Annotated in this window: 18 protein-coding genes, 1 tRNA gene and 1 CRISPR repeat array; of the genes, 12 read left to right on the top strand and 7 right to left on the bottom strand. The window is 68.2% G+C overall.

Going from position 1 to position 19,799, the window contains the following annotated elements; genetic code table 11:
• The 3 genes from MTBUT4_RS10570 to MTBUT4_RS10560 form a co-directional block, all read left to right on the top strand.
• Positions 1-191, top strand: a 191-nt coding sequence (locus MTBUT4_RS10570) for a hypothetical protein (RefSeq protein WP_217424153.1), incomplete at its 5' end; no start/stop codon positions are given.
• Positions 188-754, top strand: coding sequence for a hypothetical protein (locus MTBUT4_RS10565; protein ID WP_173979653.1), 567 nt, complete (start codon positions 188-190; stop codon positions 752-754). The genes MTBUT4_RS10570 and MTBUT4_RS10565, both read left to right, overlap by 4 nt.
• A gap of 298 nt (positions 755-1,052) precedes the next feature.
• Entirely contained in the window at positions 1,053-1,484 is a 432-nt protein-coding gene (locus MTBUT4_RS10560; RefSeq protein WP_173979652.1) for a hypothetical protein, read from the top strand.
• On the opposite strand, the gene MTBUT4_RS10555 is transcribed toward MTBUT4_RS10560, so the two are convergent.
• Positions 1,459-1,707 (bottom strand): hypothetical protein, encoded by a 249-nt coding sequence (locus MTBUT4_RS10555; RefSeq protein WP_173979651.1) that lies wholly within the window; start codon positions 1,705-1,707, stop codon positions 1,459-1,461. The genes MTBUT4_RS10560 and MTBUT4_RS10555 overlap by 26 nt on opposite strands.
• A 233-nt stretch (positions 1,708-1,940) precedes the next feature.
• Between MTBUT4_RS10555 and MTBUT4_RS10550 the strand changes: the two genes are divergently transcribed.
• The 9 genes from MTBUT4_RS10550 (at position 1,941) to cas2 (ending at position 10,808) form a co-directional block, all read left to right on the top strand.
• Positions 1,941-2,017 (top strand) — tRNA-Arg (locus MTBUT4_RS10550).
• Between the two features lie 127 nt (positions 2,018-2,144).
• The gene (locus MTBUT4_RS10545; RefSeq protein ID WP_173979650.1) at positions 2,145-2,984 is read left to right on the top strand and encodes a Fic family protein; all 840 of its coding nucleotides are present in this window, start codon (positions 2,145-2,147) and stop codon (positions 2,982-2,984) included.
• A 105-nt stretch (positions 2,985-3,089) separates the two neighbouring features.
• Positions 3,090-5,249, top strand: a complete 2,160-nt coding sequence (locus MTBUT4_RS10540) for a CRISPR-associated endonuclease Cas3'' (protein ID WP_173979649.1) — start codon at positions 3,090-3,092, stop codon at positions 5,247-5,249.
• A gap of 292 nt (positions 5,250-5,541) precedes the next feature.
• The gene (cas5c, locus tag MTBUT4_RS10535; protein ID WP_173979648.1) at positions 5,542-6,186 is read left to right on the top strand and encodes a type I-C CRISPR-associated protein Cas5c; all 645 of its coding nucleotides are present in this window, start codon (positions 5,542-5,544) and stop codon (positions 6,184-6,186) included.
• On the top strand, positions 6,183-7,970 hold the full coding sequence (gene cas8c, locus MTBUT4_RS10530) for a type I-C CRISPR-associated protein Cas8c/Csd1 (protein WP_173979647.1): 1,788 nt from the start codon (positions 6,183-6,185) through the stop codon (positions 7,968-7,970). Before cas5c ends, cas8c begins: the two co-directional genes overlap by 4 nt.
• 14 nt (positions 7,971-7,984) lie before the next feature.
• Positions 7,985-8,842: a type I-C CRISPR-associated protein Cas7/Csd2 gene (gene cas7c / locus MTBUT4_RS10525; RefSeq protein WP_173979646.1), complete on the top strand. Its 858-nt coding sequence runs from the start codon at positions 7,985-7,987 to the stop codon at positions 8,840-8,842.
• Between the two features lie 9 nt (positions 8,843-8,851).
• Positions 8,852-9,484: a CRISPR-associated protein Cas4 gene (gene cas4 / locus MTBUT4_RS10520; RefSeq protein ID WP_173979645.1), complete on the top strand. Its 633-nt coding sequence runs from the start codon at positions 8,852-8,854 to the stop codon at positions 9,482-9,484.
• A complete protein-coding gene (gene cas1c, locus MTBUT4_RS10515; protein WP_173979644.1) occupies positions 9,481-10,512 on the top strand; it encodes a type I-C CRISPR-associated endonuclease Cas1c in 1,032 nt (343 codons plus the stop codon). Before cas4 ends, cas1c begins: the two co-directional genes overlap by 4 nt.
• Before the next feature lie 5 nt (positions 10,513-10,517).
• Positions 10,518-10,808 carry a CRISPR-associated endonuclease Cas2 gene (cas2, locus tag MTBUT4_RS10510; RefSeq protein ID WP_173979643.1) on the top strand — a complete coding sequence of 97 codons (291 nt, stop codon included), beginning with the start codon at positions 10,518-10,520 and terminating at the stop codon, positions 10,806-10,808.
• 178 nt (positions 10,809-10,986) lie between these two features.
• Positions 10,987-14,616: direct repeats of the CRISPR family, unit length 31 nt; unit sequence GTCGCCCCCTCACGGGGGCGTGGATTGAAAC.
• Between the two features lie 17 nt (positions 14,617-14,633).
• On the opposite strand, the gene MTBUT4_RS10505 is transcribed toward cas2, so the two are convergent.
• The 6 genes from MTBUT4_RS10505 to MTBUT4_RS10480 are packed head-to-tail and all read right to left on the bottom strand — an operon-like array spanning position 14,634 to position 19,788.
• Positions 14,634-15,119: a nitrous oxide reductase accessory protein NosL gene (locus MTBUT4_RS10505; protein ID WP_173979642.1), complete on the bottom strand. Its 486-nt coding sequence runs from the start codon at positions 15,117-15,119 to the stop codon at positions 14,634-14,636.
• A 2-nt stretch (positions 15,120-15,121) separates the two neighbouring features.
• A complete protein-coding gene (locus MTBUT4_RS10500; RefSeq protein WP_173979641.1) occupies positions 15,122-15,712 on the bottom strand; it encodes a nitrous oxide reductase accessory protein NosL in 591 nt (196 codons plus the stop codon).
• Positions 15,713-15,726: 14 nt separating this feature from the next.
• Entirely contained in the window at positions 15,727-16,413 is a 687-nt protein-coding gene (locus MTBUT4_RS10495; RefSeq protein WP_173979640.1) for a sulfite exporter TauE/SafE family protein, read from the bottom strand.
• Positions 16,410-18,782: a cation-translocating P-type ATPase gene (locus MTBUT4_RS10490; protein WP_217424151.1), complete on the bottom strand. Its 2,373-nt coding sequence runs from the start codon at positions 18,780-18,782 to the stop codon at positions 16,410-16,412. The genes MTBUT4_RS10495 and MTBUT4_RS10490 overlap by 4 nt, the downstream gene beginning before the upstream one ends.
• 2 nt (positions 18,783-18,784) lie before the next feature.
• Positions 18,785-19,459: a hypothetical protein gene (locus MTBUT4_RS10485; protein ID WP_173979638.1), complete on the bottom strand. Its 675-nt coding sequence runs from the start codon at positions 19,457-19,459 to the stop codon at positions 18,785-18,787.
• Between the two features lie 5 nt (positions 19,460-19,464).
• A complete protein-coding gene (locus MTBUT4_RS10480; RefSeq protein WP_254434816.1) occupies positions 19,465-19,788 on the bottom strand; it encodes a hypothetical protein in 324 nt (107 codons plus the stop codon).
• Between the last annotated feature and the right edge of the window lie 11 nt (positions 19,789-19,799).

Here is a 19,799-nt window from a genome sequence, read left to right as displayed (position 1 = left end):
GGGTTAGCGCTTGCAGTTCACCAACCTACGAGCCGGTCATGGACCTCAAGGCGTCCAAGAACCCGGCCGAGGCGCAGATGGACTGGATGGGCTGCGAATGGCTCGTCAACAAGTACGGCCTGGAGGACAGCGCCACCACCAAGTGCCTGGAGGGGCGCGGCCACTCGGTCATCGGCGTGGTGCGGCGATGAGGCGCTGGTCGATCGTCTTCCTGGCGCTGACGGTTTCGGCGTGCGCATCGCCACTGCCAAAGCCGCTCATCGATTTGAAGGCGGTGGATGATCCGCAGCAATACCAGAAGGATCTGATCGAGTGCGTCACCTTGGCGGATTACCACCTGACATCTGAGCTTCAACAGACGTATGACGGCATGATGGCGGCAGCCAAGAGTGGCGTTGGGTCTGGTATCGGCGCCGTAGCGCTTGGATCTTCAAGCGGGAGTGTTGGTGGTGATGTTGTCACTGGAGCAATCGGAGGGTTCATTGCGGGTCAGCTTCACGCGGCTCGCGAACAGGAACGCTACAGAAACATGGGAACCGCCAGGTGTCTGCAGAATCGCGGGTATGAGGTGGCAAACGCCAAGCAGCTCATGATCGACCCACGCGGCTGGTGTGCAACGCTATGCGTCGCGACCGACGAATGTTGGTGGAATACCAAGCGAGTGGACGAATGCGTCCCTGGCGAGGAAGCGCGGTTGGAGCGACTTCGCTCCGAGCGTCGTCGGGCTAAATCAAATCCACCACCCGCCTCTTAGCCGCGCTGTCATATACAGCGCAGTTGCTCCCGGTGCCGCATGAGCCACAACACAAATACATTACTTTGCATATTTTTTGCGCCAGTTTGTTTCATAACCAGCGCATTTTGTAATACGCCTGACAGTTGTTTTTTTGACAACATCGGATTTATCCGAGAAAGGACGGGAGGAGTCCGAGGCGTTCGCGGGTTCGCTGATCAGGTGACCTAAACCGTGGTGGCCCTTTGGCTCTAGGCACTTACCCCACGGGCGCCCGTTGCCGTCGTCGCGCCCACATTTTCAATAGAGAGGGACACAAATGTCGAAAATTGAGTGTCAGAATTGCCAGGCCTGGAATGAGCCCACTGCGACCAAGTGCTGGAAGTGCAAGGGCGACATCCCTGAAGAGGCGCGCCGCGCCGCCCAGGCCCAGGAAGCAGAGGAACAGGCCGCACGGGAGAAAGCCCAGCCGGTCGCCAAGCCCATCACGATGGAGCCGCCCCGCATCCCGTCATCGAAGATGCCCTGGGCCGGCGCCCTGCTCCTCGCTCTCGGTATCTGCCTATCCCTGTGGGGCGTCGTCATGGACCCGTCCAACGGATCGGGCTATGGCGACATCGGCAGGATCGCCAACCTGCATGCGCTCAACACCAAGACCGCGTTGGTGATCATGGGCAGCGCCTTGGTCGTCGCCGGGGCCGTTCTGATCGGTTGCGGGCAGATCCTCAATACTGTGCGCCGCGCCGCCTGATTTTTCCGGTGGGGGTATGATGATTGCCATCGAGAACCGCAGGGGAGGCAAAGCCCCCCTGCAGTTTCGTCAGAAGGTCGGGGAACGGCCCCCAGACACTGCATGGTGTCATCGCCGTGAACTGCGCCCAGAAGCCATCCCGGTGGATCGTCCAGCAACCCGGCGACAAGGTAGCGCCATGAGCATTGAAGATCTCTTGTTCGCCAAGTTCCTCGCCGATCATGTCGGCTGGTCTACTGACGCGGGTGGGATGGTGAGGCACCACCCCGCCGGCAGAGGCGCACGGTCCTTGGCACCAATTCGACGGAATACCCCTTCCCGGCACACCCCAGCCACAGCGCAGCCGGTAGGGTTAGAACAGACGACTTCTGCCGCCGCACTTCCCCGCGTTTCCCCCTTTGCCATCCAACCCGAACCGCGCTATAAACCTCGGCTCTTGGCAAGCCCAAGACCCGCGCAGCCGTAGCTCAGCTGGATAGAGCGCTGCCCTCCGAAGGCAGAGGTCGTAGGTTCGAATCCTACCGGTTGCGCCAATTTCCCCGCAGAATGGATGGCAAGACAGCGCGCCGCCGCCGGGGGGCCAGCTCCCCTCGCGCCGCGTTGCGGTTTGCGGAGAATGCGCCCGTATTCACCGCATGACATGCGGCGAAAGGCGCCTGAATGGCTCGCCACATCTGGCAGCGCCCGACCTGGCCATCCTTTCGCTGGGACGCGAACAGGCTGCTGCCTGTGCTCACCGAGGCCCGGTTCCGGCAGGGGCGATTCCTCGGGATGATGCGTAACGTCGGGATCGACGTCGGCCAATGGCGGACCGACCACCACGGGACCATGCAGGTGGTTTCGCAGCCCTACTCTCCCCGGGCCCGGGTCCATTTCGAGGCTCCTTCGGCCGCCCGGGTGGCGGAGGACATGGCGACGTTCCTGGCCTGGTTCAACGACGCGCGCGGTGACACCGGAATGGACCCCCTGATCAGGGCCGGCATCGCCCATCTCTGGTTCGTCACCATCCACCCGATGGACGATGGGAATGGCCGCATGGCAAGGGCCATCGCGGACCTGGCGGTCGCCCGGACGGAAAACAGCGGCCAGCGCTTCTACAGCATGTCGAGCCAGATCGCGGTCAACCGGGGCCGGTACTACGAGATCCTGGAAGAGACCCAGAAGGGCGACCTTGACCTCACCGGGTGGCTGTCATGGTTTTCCCGGTGCTACACCGACGCCATCGCCGCCGCCGAGGCCACCGCCGACAGGGTGATCGCCAAGGCGAGGTTCTGGCATGCCCACGCGCCGCACCCCTTCAGCGACCGCCAGCGAAAGGTGCTTGGGAAGCTTCTCGACGGATTCGAAGGAGCCATCACCACCCGGAAGTGGATGGCGATCTGCGGCTGCTCCGCCGATACGGCGCAGCGCGACATCACCGATCTGGTCGGCCGGGGCGTGCTGGAGAAGAACCCCGGCGGAAGCAGGAACACCAGCTATCGATTCGTCTGGCCGGGGTGAGCGCGATCTGCACTGCAATTTCGCTGCATCCCAGGGAATATATGTCAACTACGTAGCCTATTATAGATTGCATATGGCCGGGGCCGACAGGCATAATCCGGGGCGATGTCGAGCCCTCCGCAGCCAATCGCCCATGTCGCTCCTGCCGGGGACAGGATACACCCCCTGGATCAGCATCTGCGCGATGCCGGGGTCTTGGCGCGACGTTTCGCTGACCGCTGGAACTGCGGCGGGTTCGCCGCATGTGCCGCACTCTGGCACGATCTGGGGAAGTATTCCGCCGATTTCCAGGCGATGATCCGCACCGTCCTCGACGAGGATGCCCATCTGGAGGAGGCACGGCGTCGCGTCGATCACTCCAGTGCCGGCGCCCTGCACGCGGTGAAGGCGCTCGGCGACACCGGCCTGGCGTTGGCCTTCGTCATTGCCGGCCATCACGCCGGACTGCCCGATTTTCAGGGCGAAGACTCGCGAAAAGGCCTGAAGGACCGCCTGGGAGACGCCGATCTCCTGCTGGGTGCCGCCATGGCTGCGGCGCCCGCCGACCTGCTTGCACCGCCGCCATTGAAGCGCCCGCCGGAACGCGACCCCAGCCTGTGGATCCGCATGCTGGCCTCGGCGGTGTTCGAGGCCGATTTCCTCGACACCGAAGCCTTCTTCGACCCGGGCCGATCCGGGGCAAGGTCCGGCTGGGCGGATATGGGGACGCTGCGGCCGCGCCTGGACCAAAGGCTCTCGCGTTTCGCCGGTGCATCCGGCCCGGTCAACCAGGTGCGCGCGACGGTGCTGGCCGCCGCCCGCGATGCCGCCAAGGGCCAGCCCGGCCTGTATGCCCTGACCGTGCCCACCGGCGGCGGCAAGACCCTGGCGTCCCTGGCCTTCGCCCTCGACCACGTCCACCACCATCCTGACCGGCTTCGCCGCGTCATCTACGCCGTCCCCTTCACCAGCATCATAGAGCAGACCGCCGCGGTGTTCCGCGAGACCCTGGGCGACGACGCGGTGCTGGAGCACCACAGCGCGCTGGACGAGGGGAGCCGGGAAGAGAGCAACCGCAACCGGCTGGCCGCCGAGACCTGGGACGCCCCGGTGGTGGTCACCACCACCGTGCAGCTGTTCGAATCCCTGTTCGCCAGCCGCACCTCGCGCCTGCGCAAGCTGCACAACATCGCCGGCAGCGTCGTGGTGCTGGACGAGGCCCAGGCGCTGCCGCCGGACCTGCTGCTCCCCATCACCGCGGCGCTGGCCGAACTGGTGGAGGGCTACGGAGTCACCGTGGTGCTGTGCACCGCCACCCAGCCGGCGCTTGGGGCGGTGTTCAAGGAGTTGCCGAGGCCGATCGAGATCGCCCCCGATCCGCCGGCCCTGTTCGCGGCGCTGGATCGGGTGCGGGTCAGCTTCCCCCAGCCCGGCGAGCGCCAGTCGTGGGAGGCCATCGCCGCCGCCATGACGGCCGAGGACCGCGCCCTCGCCATCGTCAACAGCCGCGCCGACTGCCGCACGTTGCACGGCCTGCTGCCGGCCGGGGCGATTCACCTCTCCACCTGGCAATGCGCCGCCCACCGTGCGCGATTGCTGGCCAGGCTGAAGGAAGGCGGCCCGGCCCGGGTGGTCTCCACCTCGCTGGTCGAGGCCGGGGTGGACATCGACTTCCCCGCGGTCTGGCGGGCCATGGCCGGCCTGGATGCCATCGCCCAGGCGGCGGGCCGCTGCAACCGCGAGGGGCTATTGCCCGACAAGGGCCGGATGGTGGTGTTCCGTCCCGAGGGCGGCCGACTGCACGGCCACTTGGCCCAGGCTGCCGAGGCCGCCGAGGCGGCATTGCGCAAGCATCCCGAGGCTCCGTTCCACCCGGAGGCCTTCATCACCTATTTCAACGAGCTGTACTGGAGCAAACGCAGCCTGGACCCCCACGGCATCGGCCGGATGCTGGGCCTGGGAGAGAAGCGCCCCGGCCGCCCCTGGTACGATATCGCCTTCCGCACCGCCGCCGACGCGTTCCGCATGATCGACCAGCGCGAGGAGCCGCTGGTGGTGCTGTTCGACCAGCGCGCCGAAGCCGCGGTTGAGGAATTGCGCCGCGACGGCCCGTCGCGGGCCACCCTGCGCGCCCTGCAGCGCTACACCGTGCCGGTCCGACCGAAGGCTCTGGCTCAGCTGCGCGAGACCGGCGCGGCCGAGGACATCGGTACCGTGACCGTTCTGGTCAGGGACGAGCTGTATGACCGGGAAGGGGTGGGGCTGATGCTGGCAACGGGAGACTGAACTGAAAATGGGGCCGGACGGGCCGGCCCCATTCTCGATCACTACACACTATAGGTTTCAATCCACATCCCTTTGTGGGATGAGCCGTGACAATAGCTGGATTTAGGGGGAGGCGAAAGGCAGCCGGAATTTTTCCGGCATCACTACCTAACAACACATTATAGGAATTGACGTGATGGCCGAAGTGGCGCTATGGTGACTCTCGTCCCGCCGTGAGGATACGTCATGCACCATTGCCGCGACCCAACACGCCCCCACCCCCCATGGGCGAACCAGTCGATGAGAGGCTGAAATGAGTGAAAGCCATTATTCCGCCCCCCTCCGCCTGCGAGTGTGGGGAGACGCAGCCCTGTTCACCCGGCCTGAAATGAAGGTTGAGCGCGTCTCCTACGATGTCTGTACGCCCTCAGCGGCGCGCGGCATCCTGGAGGCGGTGCTGTGGAAGCCGGAAATGGCGTGGCGGGTCGAGCGCATCGACGTGCTGAAGCCCATCCGGTTCCAGACCGTGCGCCGCAACGAGGTCGGCACCAAGGCCGCCAACCCCCACGGCATCGATGCCGAGGACCACCGCCAGCAGCGCGCCTCGGTAATTCTGCGCGACGTGGACTATGTCATCACCGCCCGGATCACCCTGACCGCCAAGGCACCGCCCGACACCAACCTCACCAAATACGTCGAGATGTTCCGCCGCCGCGCCGCCAACGGCCAATGCTTCCACCGCCCCTGCCTGGGGACGCGGGAATTCGCCGCAGACTTCGCCCTGGTCGAGGACGGCGATTCCCTCCCCGCCCCCATCCCCGACAGCCCCGAGCTGGGCTGGATGCTGCTGGACATCGACCATGCCGGCACGGCGCCGGTGCCGCTGTTCTTCAAGGCGAAACTGGAGAACGGCACCCTGCACGTGCCGCCGGCCGATTCGGTGGAGGTGCGGCGATGATCCTGCAGCGCCTTCATGACTACTACCAGCGCCTGCTGGCCGACGGCCTGGCCCAGCCCACCGGGTTCCAGGACAAGGAGATCCATTTCGTCGTCACCCTGGATGCCGAGGGCCGCTTCATCGCGCTGCGCTCGACCCGGGACGAGAAAGGACGGGGCAAGACGTTCGTAGTCCCGGCGGAAGTCATTAAAGCTGCCGGAATCAAGGCCAACCTGCTGTGGGACAATGCCGAATACGTGTTTGGCCTGGCCCGCCCCGGCCTGACCGAGAAGCAGGCGGCCAAGGTGCCGGAACGCCATGCCGCCTTCCTCGCTCGCCTGAAGGCGCTGCCCGAGGATGCCAAGGCCGATGCCGGGCTGGCGGCCGTGCTGACTTATTTGTCGGCCGGGGATTGGTCGGCAATGGCGACGGCGGACAGCTGGGACGAGCTGCGGGCCGGCGGCGCCAACGTCTCGTTCCGGCTGGAGGGCGACCCCGGACTGGTGTGCGGGCGCCCCGGCTTGCGGGGCGCGCTGATGGGGGCCGAGAGCGCCGCAGAGGCCTCCGCCTGGTGCCTAGTCACCGGCCAGGCGGCCATCCCCGCCCGCCTGCATCCCAACATCAAGAACGTACCCGGGGCATCAAAGCCGGTTAGCCTTGTAGCGATCAACACCTTGGAAAATCCGGCATTTGGCTCGCATGGATGGACGCAGGGGTACAATGCCCCCGTCAGCGTAGCGGCAGCGCACGCCTACGCATCAGCACTCAGCTTTCTGCTGGCCCGCGAGCAGGACCGCCACCACCATGTGGAGGGCGACGCCACCTATGTGTTCTGGGCCACCGGCCCGACGCCGCTGGAGGAGAGCTTTCTCAGCCTCATCACCGGCGGCGCCTTCCAGGACGAGGAGAGCGGCGAGATTCCCGACGGGCAGAAGGTGCTCGACGTCTTCGCCGCCATCCGCAAGGCGCTGCGGAAACTGGACACCGACAGCACCCCGTTCTGCATCCTCGGCCTCGCCCCCAACGCCGCCCGGCTGGCGGTGTTCTTCTGGCACCAGGGCACGGTGGAGGCCATCGCCCGTTCCATCGGGCGCCATTTCGACGACCTCGACGTGGACGGGTTGTGGGACAAGGGCAAGGCGCCCGGCCTGTGGCACCTGCTGTCGGCGGCGGCCAAGGGCGGTGACGTCGGAACCTTCTCGGACCAATTGCGCCGCGCCCTGTCGAAGGATCTGGTCGCCGCCATCCTGAAGGAAACCCCCTACCCCGCCACCCTGCTGGCCCGCACCATCCACCGCTGTCAGGCGGAACAGGGGGTGTGGCCGATCCGCGCCGCCGTGATCAAGGCCAGCCTGAACCGCAACACGCGCCTGCGCGCCGACAACCAAAGGGAGATCACCGTGGGTCTCGATGACGACAACACCAATGCGGGCTATCTGCTGGGGCGTCTGTTCGCCCTGTACGAGGCCGTCCAGCGCAGCAGCCAGGGCGGCACCAAGAGCAACGTCACCATCCGCGACCGTTATTTCTCGGCCGCCATGACGGCGCCGCGCTCCGTCTATCCGCAGCTCGAGCGCCTGAACGCCGCTCATCGGCGCAAGTTCCGGGGCGGCTTTCCCCGCCGCTTCGGCGATCCCCTGCAGCGAGTCTTCCACCTGATGGACGCCGACCGGGCCTATCCCGCGACTCTTTCACTCGAGGATCAAGGCCGCTTCGTCCTCGGCTACCACCACCAAAGCCACCGCCTGTGGGAGCGCGCCGAAGCCGACCCGCAGGACACCATCACCACCGAATCCGAAGCCTGACGGGAGCCACCACCATGACCAGCCCGGTTATCTCCAACCGCTACGATTTCGTCCTGCTGTTCGACGTCAAGGACGGCAACCCCAATGGCGATCCCGACGCCGGCAACCAGCCGCGCATCGACCCCGAGACCGGCCAGGGCCTGGTCACCGACGTCGCCATCAAGCGCAAGATCCGCAACTATGTCGGCCTGAAGACCGGTAACACCCCGCCCAACGCCATCTATGTCCGCGAGGGCGCGGTGCTGCAGGAGCAGCGCAAGGACGCCTACATCGACCTGAAGGATGGCGAGAAGGCCTCGGAGGAGAAGGCCCGCGCCCGCATGTGCGCCAACTTCTTCGACGTCCGCACCTTCGGTGCCGTCATGTCGACCAAGAAGTTCAATGCCGGCCAGGTCCGCGGCCCGGTGCAGATCACCTTCGCCCGCTCGGTCAACCGCATCCTGCCCGCCGACCACACCATCACCCGCGTCGCCCGCGAGACCGAGGCCCGTGCGGCGGAAGGCGGCAGCACCGAGATGGGCGGCAAGTCCACCGTCGCCTACGGCCTGTATCGCGCCAGCGGCTTCATCTCGCCCCATCTGGCCCAGGGCGACAAGGGCACCGGCTTCACCGAGGCCGATCTGGCCCTGCTGTGGGAGGCGCTGGGCGGCATGTTCGACCTCGACCGCTCGGCCGCCCGCGGCCTGATGTCCACCCGCCGCCTGATCGCCTTCCGCCACGACAGCCTGCTGGGCAACGCCCGCGCCGAAACCCTGCTGGAGCGGGTGACGGTGGCCCAGAACGCCGACACCCCGCGCGCCTGGACGGACTTCACCGTTTCCATCGACCGTGCCGGCCTGCCGGCGGGGGTGGAGGTGCTGGAGGTGCTGTAGCAGCCCCCCATGGACGATACCGACGATTCCCTCATCCCGCTGTCGGCGCTACAACATTACCTGGTCTGTCCGCGCCAATGCGCGCTCATACATCTTGAGCAGCAGTGGGAGGACAACCGGCTGACCGCCGAGGGGAACGTCATGCATGCGGCCGTCGATAAGGCCGGCGCGGTGGCCCGCGACGGGGTGCGGCGGGTCACCGGGCTGCCGTTGCGCAGCGACCGGCTGCGGCTGTCCGGCCGGGCGGATGTGGTGGAGTTCCACCCCGGTTCCGACGGGGGCGACACCCCCTTCCCCATCGAGCACAAGCGCGGCCGCGAGAAGGAGGACGACCGCGACCGCGCGCAATTGTGCGCTCAAGGACTGTGCCTGGAGGAGATGACCGGCCGCGCGGTGCCGGCCGGCGCCCTGTTCTACGGCAAGACCCGGCGCCGCCTCGCGGTAACCTTCGACGAAGGCTTGCGCCGCCGCACCGAGAACGCCGCCCGCGCCATGGCCGCCATGCTCGATGCCGGGCGCACCCCGCCGGCGGTGGCCATCCCCGCCTGCCGCGGCTGCTCGCTGAAGGATCTGTGCCTGCCGGATTCACTGGGGAAGCGCTCGGTTTCGCGCTACCTGCGCCGACAATTGGGTGGGCCATGAAGGACCTGCTCAACGTCCTCTACATCACCACGCCCGAGACCTATCTGGGCAAGGAGGGCGAATGCGTGTCGGTGCGCCAGGACGGCGCCTCGCCCCGGCGCATTCCCCTGACCAACCTGCAGGGCATCATCTGCCTGGGGCGGGTCACGGTCAGTCCCTATCTGATGGCCGCCTGCGCCGAGAAGGGCGTGACCATCACCTACCTGACCGAGAATGGCCGCTTCCTGGCCAGCGTCCACGGCGAGGTTCGCGGCAACGTGCTGCTGCGCCGCGAGCAGTACCGCCGCGCCGATGACGAGGCGGGGTCGGCGTCCATCGCCCGCTGCGTGTTGAAAGGCAAGCTGGGCAACGCCCGCACCGTTTTGCGCCGGGGCGCGCGCGAGGCTCAGGACCAGGTTCGGGCCGAGCGCCTGACCCGCGCCGCCGACATCCACACCGCCGCGCTGACCCGCCTGGACCGCGAGACCCATGTGGACGGCCTGCGCGGGGTCGAGGGCGACGCGGCGGCTGTGTACTGGTCGGCCTTCGCCGCCCTGATCCGGGTGGACGATCCGGCCTTCGCCTTTTCCGGCCGCAACCGCCGGCCGCCGCGCGACGCCGTCAACTGCCTGCTGTCCTTCGTCTACACCCTGCTCGCCCACGATTTGCGCTCGGCGCTGGAGGGGGTGGGGCTGGACCCCTATGTGGGCTTCCTCCACCGCGACCGCCCCGGCCGTGCCAGCCTCGCCCTCGACCTCGAGGAGGAGCTGCGCCCCATCCTGGCCGACCGCATCGTGCTGTCGCTGATCAACCGCCGCCAGGTCGAGGCCGCCGGCTTCCTCACCCAGGACGGCGGCGCGGTGGTGATGGACGACGACACCCGCAAGGCGGTGATCACCGCCTGGCAGGAGCGCAAGGCCAAGGAGATCCGCCACCCCTTCCTCGACGAGGACGCCCCCATCGGCCTGCTGCCCCACCTGCAGGCGCTGCTGCTGGCCCGCCATCTGCGCGGCGACCTCGACCTTTACCCGCCGCTGATCTGGGCCTGACGGCGGTGCTGGTGGTGGTCTCCTACGACGTCAATACCGAGGATGCGGCGGGCCGCAAGCGCCTGCGCAAGGTCGCCAAGGCCTGCCAGGATTACGGCCAGCGAGTCCAGTTCTCGGTGTTCGAATGCGAGGTCAGCCCGGCCCGCTGGGTGGAACTGCGCGCCCGCCTGCTGGCCATCGTCGACCCAAGCAAGGACTCGCTGCGCTTCTACAACCTGGGCGCCGACGGCCAGCGCCGCGTCGAGCACATCGGCAACCGCAAGCCCCTGGACCTGGACGGCCCGCTGCTGCTGTAGCCGCGAACCCCAAGCGCCCCGGAAAAACCCGCCAGGTTCGCGGCAGCCCCGACAACCCGGAAATCCGCCATTCCCGAGACGGCCGACGCCAACGCCACCCCCCATACCGACCGCTCCACCCCGCAATCGCGCCAACCCCAGATTTTGCCGAATTCCTGCAAGATGTTATGCTGGAGGAGTCGCCCCCTCACGGGGGCGTGGATTGAAACTTCGACGATGGCGGGAGTGTCGCTGTAGCCGAACCGGTCGCCCCCTCACGGGGGCGTGGATTGAAACAATTAGCCAGCACCAGGCGGCGCGACGGCAGAAGGTCGCCCCCTCACGGGGGCGTGGATTGAAACCTTCCAGGTCAGGGCCTCGAAGGCGGCCTGGTTGGTCGCCCCCTCACGGGGGCGTGGATTGAAACAACAGCTTCTCGTCTGAGAGGAACCCGCCATGACGTCGCCCCCTCACGGGGGCGTGGATTGAAACCCTAAGTCTGACCTGAGCCCCACGCGATTACGCGGTCGCCCCCTCACGGGGGCGTGGATTGAAACCTCAGCAAGTTGACAAGGCCGACGCCGACTGAAAGTCGCCCCCTCACGGGGGCGTGGATTGAAACTTCCAGGCTGCGCCGGCCTCGAAAGACCCGCCGCCGTCGCCCCCTCACGGGGGCGTGGATTGAAACTGGGCGGGCGGCTGCTGGCGCTGCTGCTGCTGGCGTCGCCCCCTCACGGGGGCGTGGATTGAAACGTTGCGCAATCGTTAACCGCGCCAGTGCCTATAGGTCGCCCCCTCACGGGGGCGTGGATTGAAACATCGTGAATCCAAGCCACCTGCCTTACGTGTTCGGTCGCCCCCTCACGGGGGCGTGGATTGAAACCGCTTGGCGGCGGGCCTGGTCGTCACCGGCGGCTCGTCGCCCCCTCACGGGGGCGTGGATTGAAACAAGATTTCCTGTGTCGCCTTAAACGAAACGTTCTCGTCGCCCCCTCACGGGGGCGTGGATTGAAACATGAACCTCACGTTCATGGAAGCCCCGGTCTTCGTCGCCCCCTCACGGGGGCGTGGATTGAAACGACAACAATTCCCGGGCCGGGCGCAGCGGCATCGGCGTCGCCCCCTCACGGGGGCGTGGATTGAAACGACCCCAAGATTGTCCGCAAGATTGTCGGCCTGCGTCGCCCCCTCACGGGGGCGTGGATTGAAACTTTGAGGCCGGCCATCTGGGTGGCGAATTCGTGGGTGTCGCCCCCTCACGGGGGCGTGGATTGAAACCGACGCCCGCGTGCTGCACTTCCAGGACGCCGACGGTCGCCCCCTCACGGGGGCGTGGATTGAAACTCGGTGGCGCCGGCCCACGGGTCGGGCCCGCCGCGGTCGCCCCCTCACGGGGGCGTGGATTGAAACTTTTGGTGGGGTTGCGTCATGGCTAGAGGTCGCGTCGCCCCCTCACGGGGGCGTGGATTGAAACTGAATCTGCTCCAGGCCCGAAATCACCACGTTGCGTCGCCCCCTCACGGGGGCGTGGATTGAAACATCTCGATCCACACCTCAACCATCTCGAAGGGCGGTCGCCCCCTCACGGGGGCGTGGATTGAAACAATAACGCGCCGGCGATATGACTGGCGACGCCAGTCGCCCCCTCACGGGGGCGTGGATTGAAACTCGACGGTCATGGCGAGGAGCTTGCGGATCTTGGTCGCCCCCTCACGGGGGCGTGGATTGAAACGTCAGCTACGAACCGGCGCTTGCGCCTGTGGACCTGGTCGCCCCCTCACGGGGGCGTGGATTGAAACCTGGCGGCTTGTCGTGTAACACTGGAGATTATGGGTCGCCCCCTCACGGGGGCGTGGATTGAAACACGTCGACTCCGCAGGCGGCGGAGCCGAACAGGGTCGCCCCCTCACGGGGGCGTGGATTGAAACAGCAGCATCGCCACATAGGGGATGCGCAGCACCTGTCGCCCCCTCACGGGGGCGTGGATTGAAACCGACAGGCTTGCCCACACCGGCTTGACCTCGCCGGGTCGCCCCCTCACGGGGGCGTGGATTGAAACGTCGTCAATCGGGGAGGTGGCTGGGCTGAAAGCCTCGTCGCCCCCTCACGGGGGCGTGGATTGAAACTGCCTGGTGCGCAGCATTTCGGCAATGAGGGGGCGTCGCCCCCTCACGGGGGCGTGGATTGAAACCCGGGCGCGTCGACTCAAGCGCCGCTTGGAACGCGTCGCCCCCTCACGGGGGCGTGGATTGAAACCTGTTCCGGCACTTCGTAGAAATCGGCCCACGCGTCGCCCCCTCACGGGGGCGTGGATTGAAACACCAACACCCGCCTGTACCGGCAGCGCAAGGCGCAGGTCGCCCCCTCACGGGGGCGTGGATTGAAACCTGGCCACCACCTTGAAGGTGGCCCCGAACTTCGATGTCGCCCCCTCACGGGGGCGTGGATTGAAACGTGGAGATGGTGGCGTCTAGGCCAACTGATAGCGGTCGCCCCCTCACGGGGGCGTGGATTGAAACGCCCCGAGGTGGCGAACGCCGTCGCGGTCGGCTGTCGCCCCCTCACGGGGGCGTGGATTGAAACGTTTGCGGCTGACGGCACAAAGCCTGTGACATTTGTCGCCCCCTCACGGGGGCGTGGATTGAAACAGGTATGGATGGGGTTCTACGACCGCGCCATGGCCGTCGCCCCCTCACGGGGGCGTGGATTGAAACTCGCCAGCGGCGACAATACCGGAGCCACCACGCTGTCGCCCCCTCACGGGGGCGTGGATTGAAACATCTTGACGAGCATGACTTCGCGGCAGTGATCGGGTCGCCCCCTCACGGGGGCGTGGATTGAAACACCCAGCCGGGTGATGCTGCGGCCGATGCGGTGCGTCGCCCCCTCACGGGGGCGTGGATTGAAACACGATACGGCGGACAAACTCCGCCACCTTTTGCAGGTCGCCCCCTCACGGGGGCGTGGATTGAAACGTCATCGGCACCGGCCCCCTGACGGCGGGCAAGTGTCGCCCCCTCACGGGGGCGTGGATTGAAACTGATGGCCGCCGCGTCATCCGCCTCGTCCGGCGCCGTCGCCCCCTCACGGGGGCGTGGATTGAAACTTGAACAGGTACAGCCAGGCCACCGCGCGGGCCAGGTCGCCCCCTCACGGGGGCGTGGATTGAAACATGTTTTGCAGGATGGTCACGGCGGAAGCATCGCGTCGCCCCCTCACGGGGGCGTGGATTGAAACCACGTCACCTCGCCGAGGTAAAGTCGGTTGTGCAAGTCGCCCCCTCACGGGGGCGTGGATTGAAACCAGCGCCACGGATACGACATGGCCCCCGGCGCCGCGGTCGCCCCCTCACGGGGGCGTGGATTGAAACATTGGAATCGACAGCCTGCCGATGAACGCGGACGCGTCGCCCCCTCACGGGGGCGTGGATTGAAACCTTGCCGCCGCCGGCGCCGAGCGACGGCCCGGCATTGTCGCCCCCTCACGGGGGCGTGGATTGAAACATTTCCTGTCTCCGCCCCTAGTCTCCGGTGAGGCGCGTCGCCCCCTCACGGGGGCGTGGATTGAAACATTTCAGCGCCTGCGGATACTTGATAGTAACCAGCGTCGCCCCCTCACGGGGGCGTGGATTGAAACCGTTCAGCAGGGTTGTCTACCATGCCGTGTCGCGTCGCCCCCTCACGGGGGCGTGGATTGAAACTCCCGCCAGGGAGAGACGGCGGACCAGATGAAGCGTCGCCCCCTCACGGGGGCGTGGATTGAAACATTGCCGCGTCGGTCGTGTTGTAGTAGATCGCCGTCGCCCCCTCACGGGGGCGTGGATTGAAACCGGTCCGAGCGGGCCTGCTATTTGAAGCGCCCGCGGTCCAGGCGATGGATCACCTCCGGCGTAACCTGTCCGAAAGACAGGATTTCCTTGCCGCTGTGGTCCTTCATGAACTCCTCGGCCTCGGCGTGGGTGAGGAACGGCACCAGTTCGTGGCCCATGGGGCCGAGCACGTCCGAGCCGATGACGTAGAAGGCGTCACGGGCGTCGATGCGGGTGACCGCGTAATAGTCGGTCACCGCCACCGTGGCCACGTCGTCGGGTCGGTGGCCGGCCACGTATTGCTTCGGCGAGGCCAGGAACTTGAACAGGTCCTTGGCGCCGTCGAAGTGATGGGCGTGACCGTCCTTGTACAGCACCGTCGCCACCCATTCGGGGTATTTGGCGACGAACATGCCGCAGACCGGACAGACGGTGTTGGGCGCCGGCGGCGGGGTCACCACCTCGCCCGCTTGCGCGGGCGCCGCCAGCAGCAGGAGCGCAAGCAAAGCGAGGCGGCGGATCATGGTCAATGCCCCTTGTGCTGCATGGCGCGGCGCCGTTCCTCCCGCCTCATGCGGATCATCTTGGTGTCGTCGGCCATGCTCATGTAGCTCAGCATCAGCGCCTTGTCGAAATCGACCACCTCGCCGGTGCCCTTGGCGGCCTCGGCGGCGACCTTGGCGGCGAACGAGGTCTTGGGGGTCTTGCTCATCACCGGCTTGTGGTCGCCGCCGATGACGTAGAACGCCTGCTCGGCGTTGGTCAGCGGCTTGATCTCGAGGCCCGAGCCGTTGTCCGGGGCATAGATGGCCTTCGGCACCCGGTCCAGGTTCAGCGACAGCGAGATGGCGGCGCAATGCAGCGAGCAGGTGCCGTCCACCAGGTCGTCCGAGTAGTGAATGAGATGACGGCTGAAGTGGTACTGCTTGCGGTCCATGCCGCAATAGGGGCACTTCGGGTACTTCCCGATGTCGTTGTCCAGCGGATTGGCATCCTTGGGCGTCTTGGGCATGAACTGCATGGGCGTGCCGTCACCCTCGGCGGCCCGGGCGGCCGGCACGGCGGCGGCGATGGCGGCGACGGCGCTGCCGGCCAGCAGGAAATTGCGACGATTCATGGTCTTTCTCCCTCTCACCAATTGGCCAGGGGCAGCATCACTTCGAAGAAGCGAATCCCCTGGAACAGCGTGGCCACGCCCATGGCGATGACCACCGCGGCCGCTCCCTTGAGCATCCAACCCCGCAAGGCCGCGCCCAGGCGGCCGAAAATCACGCTGACGAACAGCATCGCCGGCAGGGTGCCGGCGCCGAAGGCCAGCATCAGCAGCGCCCCCTGACCCGGCCCTCCCGAAGACGTGGCCTTGACCGCCATGGCCAGGGTCAGGGCGCAGGGCATCAGCCCGTTGACCAGGCCGCCCATGGCGGCGCCGGCCAGCGGCGAGGCGGTGCCGGCCCGGTGGAAGATGCGCCGGGCCACGGCGGTGGGCAGGCCCAGAGCCGGCAGCCGCACGAGTCCGAGCACGTCCAGCCCCAGGGCGATCACCACCACGCCGGCCAGGATCTGCAGCACCGCCTGGGCCTTGCCGATGATGCCGGTGGAGACCAGGGCCAGGCCCAGCAGGGCGGCGACGGCGCCGACCACGGCGTAGACCGCCAGCCGGGTGCCGTGGTAGCCGGCCAGCGGCAGCACGCCCTTTCCGGCCTCGCCCATGCGGATGAAGAAGCCCGAGGCCAGGGCGCCGCACATGCCGAGGCAATGGCCGCTGCCCAGCAGCCCGGCGGTGAAGGCCAGCCCCAGATCGATACCGGCCCCGGTCATCGCTGCAGCCTCAGGGAATTGGCCACCACCGACACCGACGACGCCGCCATGGCCATGGACGCCACCATGGGAGTCAGGCGCCCCATGGCGGCGGTGGGAATGGCCAGGGTGTTGTAGCCCAGCGCCCAGGCCAGGTTCTGGCGCATGATCGCGCGGGTGCGCCGGGCCAGGGCGATCATGGCGGCGACCTTGGCGATGTCGCCGCCGACCAGGGTGATCGCGGCCGAATCCATGGCCACGTCGGTACCGGTGCCGATGGCGAAGCCCACATCGGCGGCGGCCAAGGCCGGGGCGTCGTTGAGTCCGTCGCCGATCATGCCGACCTTCAGGCCGGCCGCCTTCAATTCGGCGACGATGTCGTGCTTGCGGGCCGGGGTGGCGCCGGCCACCACCTCGGCGATGCCGATGGCGGCGGCGACCGCCCGGGCCGGCTCCTCGGCGTCGCCGGTGACCATGAGGGTGCGCACGCCGAGGTCGTGCAAGGCCTGGATCGCCTGAGCGGCACCGTCGCGGGGCCGGTCGGCGAAGGCCAGCACCGCCGCCGGGCGGCCGTCGATGCGGGCATAGGCCCGGGTTCCCGCCGCCGCCGGCTCGCCCTCGAACGGAAGGTTGCCGATCTCGACCAGGCGGCCGTCCACCCTCGCCCGCACCCCGCTGCCCGGCACCGCCGTGAAGTCCTCGGCCGGCGGCGGCCGGACGCCCCGGGCGGCGGCCAGGGCGAGCACGGCGCGGCCGAGGGGGTGTTCGGACCCGGCCTCGGCCGCGGCCAGAAGGGCCAGCACCTCGCCTTCGTCGCCGTCGAGGATGCGCAGGCTCTCCACCACCGGGCGTCCCTCGGTGAGGGTGCCGGTCTTATCGAAGATCAGCACCGACAGGTCCGCCGCCGCTTCCAGGGCGGCGCCGTCGCGGATGTAGATGCCCCGGCGGGCGGCGGCGCCGATGGCCGCCATGATGGCGGTGGGCGTGGCCAGACCGAGGGCGCAGGGACAGGCGATCAGCAACACCGAGACGGCGGCGTCCACCGCCGCCCCCGGCCGCCGCCCGGCGGCCAGGTTGCCGGCCAGGGTCAGCGCGGCGGCGGCCACCACCGCCGGCACGAACACCGCCGAGACCCGGTCGGCCAGGCGCTGCACCGGCAGCTTGGCCCCTTGCGCGTGATCGACCATGCGGACGATGCCGGCCAGTACGGTGTCGCCGCCGGTGGCCGACACCCGCACCGTCAGGGCGCCGTCGCCGTTGATGCAGCCGCCCACCACCCGGGCTCCCTTCCCGCGCACCACCGGCATGCTCTCGCCGGTGACCAGGGATTCGTCCACCGCCGACAGCCCGGCAACCACCTCGCCGTCCAGGGCGATGCGCTCGCCCGGGCGGACCAGGATGAGATCGCCGACCGCCAACCGATCCACCGGCACCACCGTGGCGACGCCGTCGCACAGAAGGGTCGCGGTGTCGGGCTGCAGCGCGATCAGCCGGCGGATGGCCTCGCCGGCCCGGCCCTTGGCCCGTTCCTCCAGCCAGCGCCCCAGCAGGACGAACGAGACGATGCCGGCCGCCGCCTCGAAATAGAGGTGATGGCGGCCGGCCAGCAGCGACAGGGTGGAATGGCCCAGCGCCGCCCCCGAGCCCAGGGCGATCAGGGTATCCATGTTGGCACTGCGCTGGCGCGCCAGCCGCAGCGCCCGCGCGAAGAACGGCCGGCCCAGCCCCAGCACCACCGGCACCGTCAGCGCCAGCTCGACCCAGCGCCACAGCCAGAACCGGGGCATGGCCATGCCCAGGGCCATCACCGGCAGGGACAGCAGCCCCGATTCGATGGCGCGCCGCCGCGCCTCGGCCAGGCGGGCGCGGTCGCGCTCGGCCGCCAGGCGGCGTTGCGCCAGGGTGTCCATGGGCCGGGCCTCGTAGCCCAGGGCGGCCACCACCGAGTCCACCGCGCCGCGATCGAGCCGGCCGACGATCTCGGCGGTCTCGCTGGCGAAGTTGACCGAGGCCGTCCGCACCCGCGGGTCGCGGCCGAGACGCATCTGGATCAAGGCGGCGCACGAGGCGCAGGTCATGCCGCCGACGGCGACCCGCACGGTATTCACCGGCCCGTCGGGCGGCGGCGCCGCCATCGGCCTGGGGGTGGCGCGCCCGAGATTGCCCACCACCCGGTCCAGCAGCGTCAGCACGGCGCCCGCCGGCAGTCGGCGGGGATCGAAACGCACCGTGACCGAGCCGATCGCGGCCACCACCCGCACCTGGCGCACCGCCTCGTGTTTGCGCAGCAGGATCTCGAGCAGGCAGGCGCGCTCGGAATCGCCGCGCAGGGCGGGGGCGACGGCGCGGACACGGTGCCGGAGGACATGGACCGGGACGATGTGCTCCACCGTCACCCTCCGCAGCAGGGCGGCGGCGGTTCCGCCTCGGCCTGGGCCTTGCGCGCCTTGCGGTAGCGCACCAGCAGGAAGGTCAGGTAGATCACCGCCAGCCATTGGGTGCGGTAGGTCCAGGGATTGGGCAGCCACATCGTTGTGATGCGCTGCCAGTGCAGCCGCACCAGATAGAACACCACCAGATCGTTGGCGAAATTGATGGCCCAGTCCGCAGCCTCGGCCGGCAGCGGCGGCTTGCGCCCGGTCTTGATGGCGATGATCTGGGACAGCACCGACGCCTTGGCCTTGAGGTCGGCGTAGCGCGCCCGCCAGCGGGCCAGCGGCACGGCCCGCTTGAGCCGCCCCACCACCCCCCCGGCCGGGGCGGCGGGAGTCGGCAGCGGCACGCCGATGCCGTCGACGATGGCCGCCAGGGTGCGCACCACGTCGGCGGTCGGGCACAGTTCCTCGATCCAGCGGATCGACAGCTTGCGGCTGGCGGTGAACACCGTCACCCGGGTCACGCCGTCCAGCCGCGACAGGCCGGCCTCGATGATGTCGGCGGCGGCGGCGGAACACAGCGGCGCCGGCAGGTCGAACCGCAGGTGGCCGGGGGCGCGGTGGCGCACGGCCATCTGCCGCCACAGCGGGCGGCCCGGCGGCTCCGCCGGCTTCCTGGCGCGCAGGGCCATGGCGGCTACTCCTTGGGGGCGGCCTCGCCGGCGCGGGTCTCCTCGACCAGATCGGCCAGGCTTTCCTTGGCGTTCAGCACCATGTCGCGGCCCATGTCGGAGCCCTTGGCCACCGCGGCGGCGATCTCCTTGCGGTACTTGAAGCCGTAATAGCCCACCGCCACGCCGGCGGCGAACAGCACCACCGGGCTCGAGACCAGCCGCCCCAGCAGCGAGCGGCCGGCCACCGCGCCGATGCCGGCGGCGGCGATCACCGCCCCCTTGCCCATGGACATGCCGCCGGCGGCGTGGGTCAGGGCTTCCTCGCAAAGCGGGCAATCAGCACTCATGATCGTTCTCC

The sequence above is a fragment of the Magnetospirillum sp. UT-4 genome (assembly GCF_902729435.1).
GTDB lineage: Bacteria > Pseudomonadota > Alphaproteobacteria > Rhodospirillales > Magnetospirillaceae > Magnetospirillum.
The sequence above is the reverse complement of the archived record's forward strand: the minus strand, read 5'-3'. Positions and strand labels throughout refer to the sequence as shown.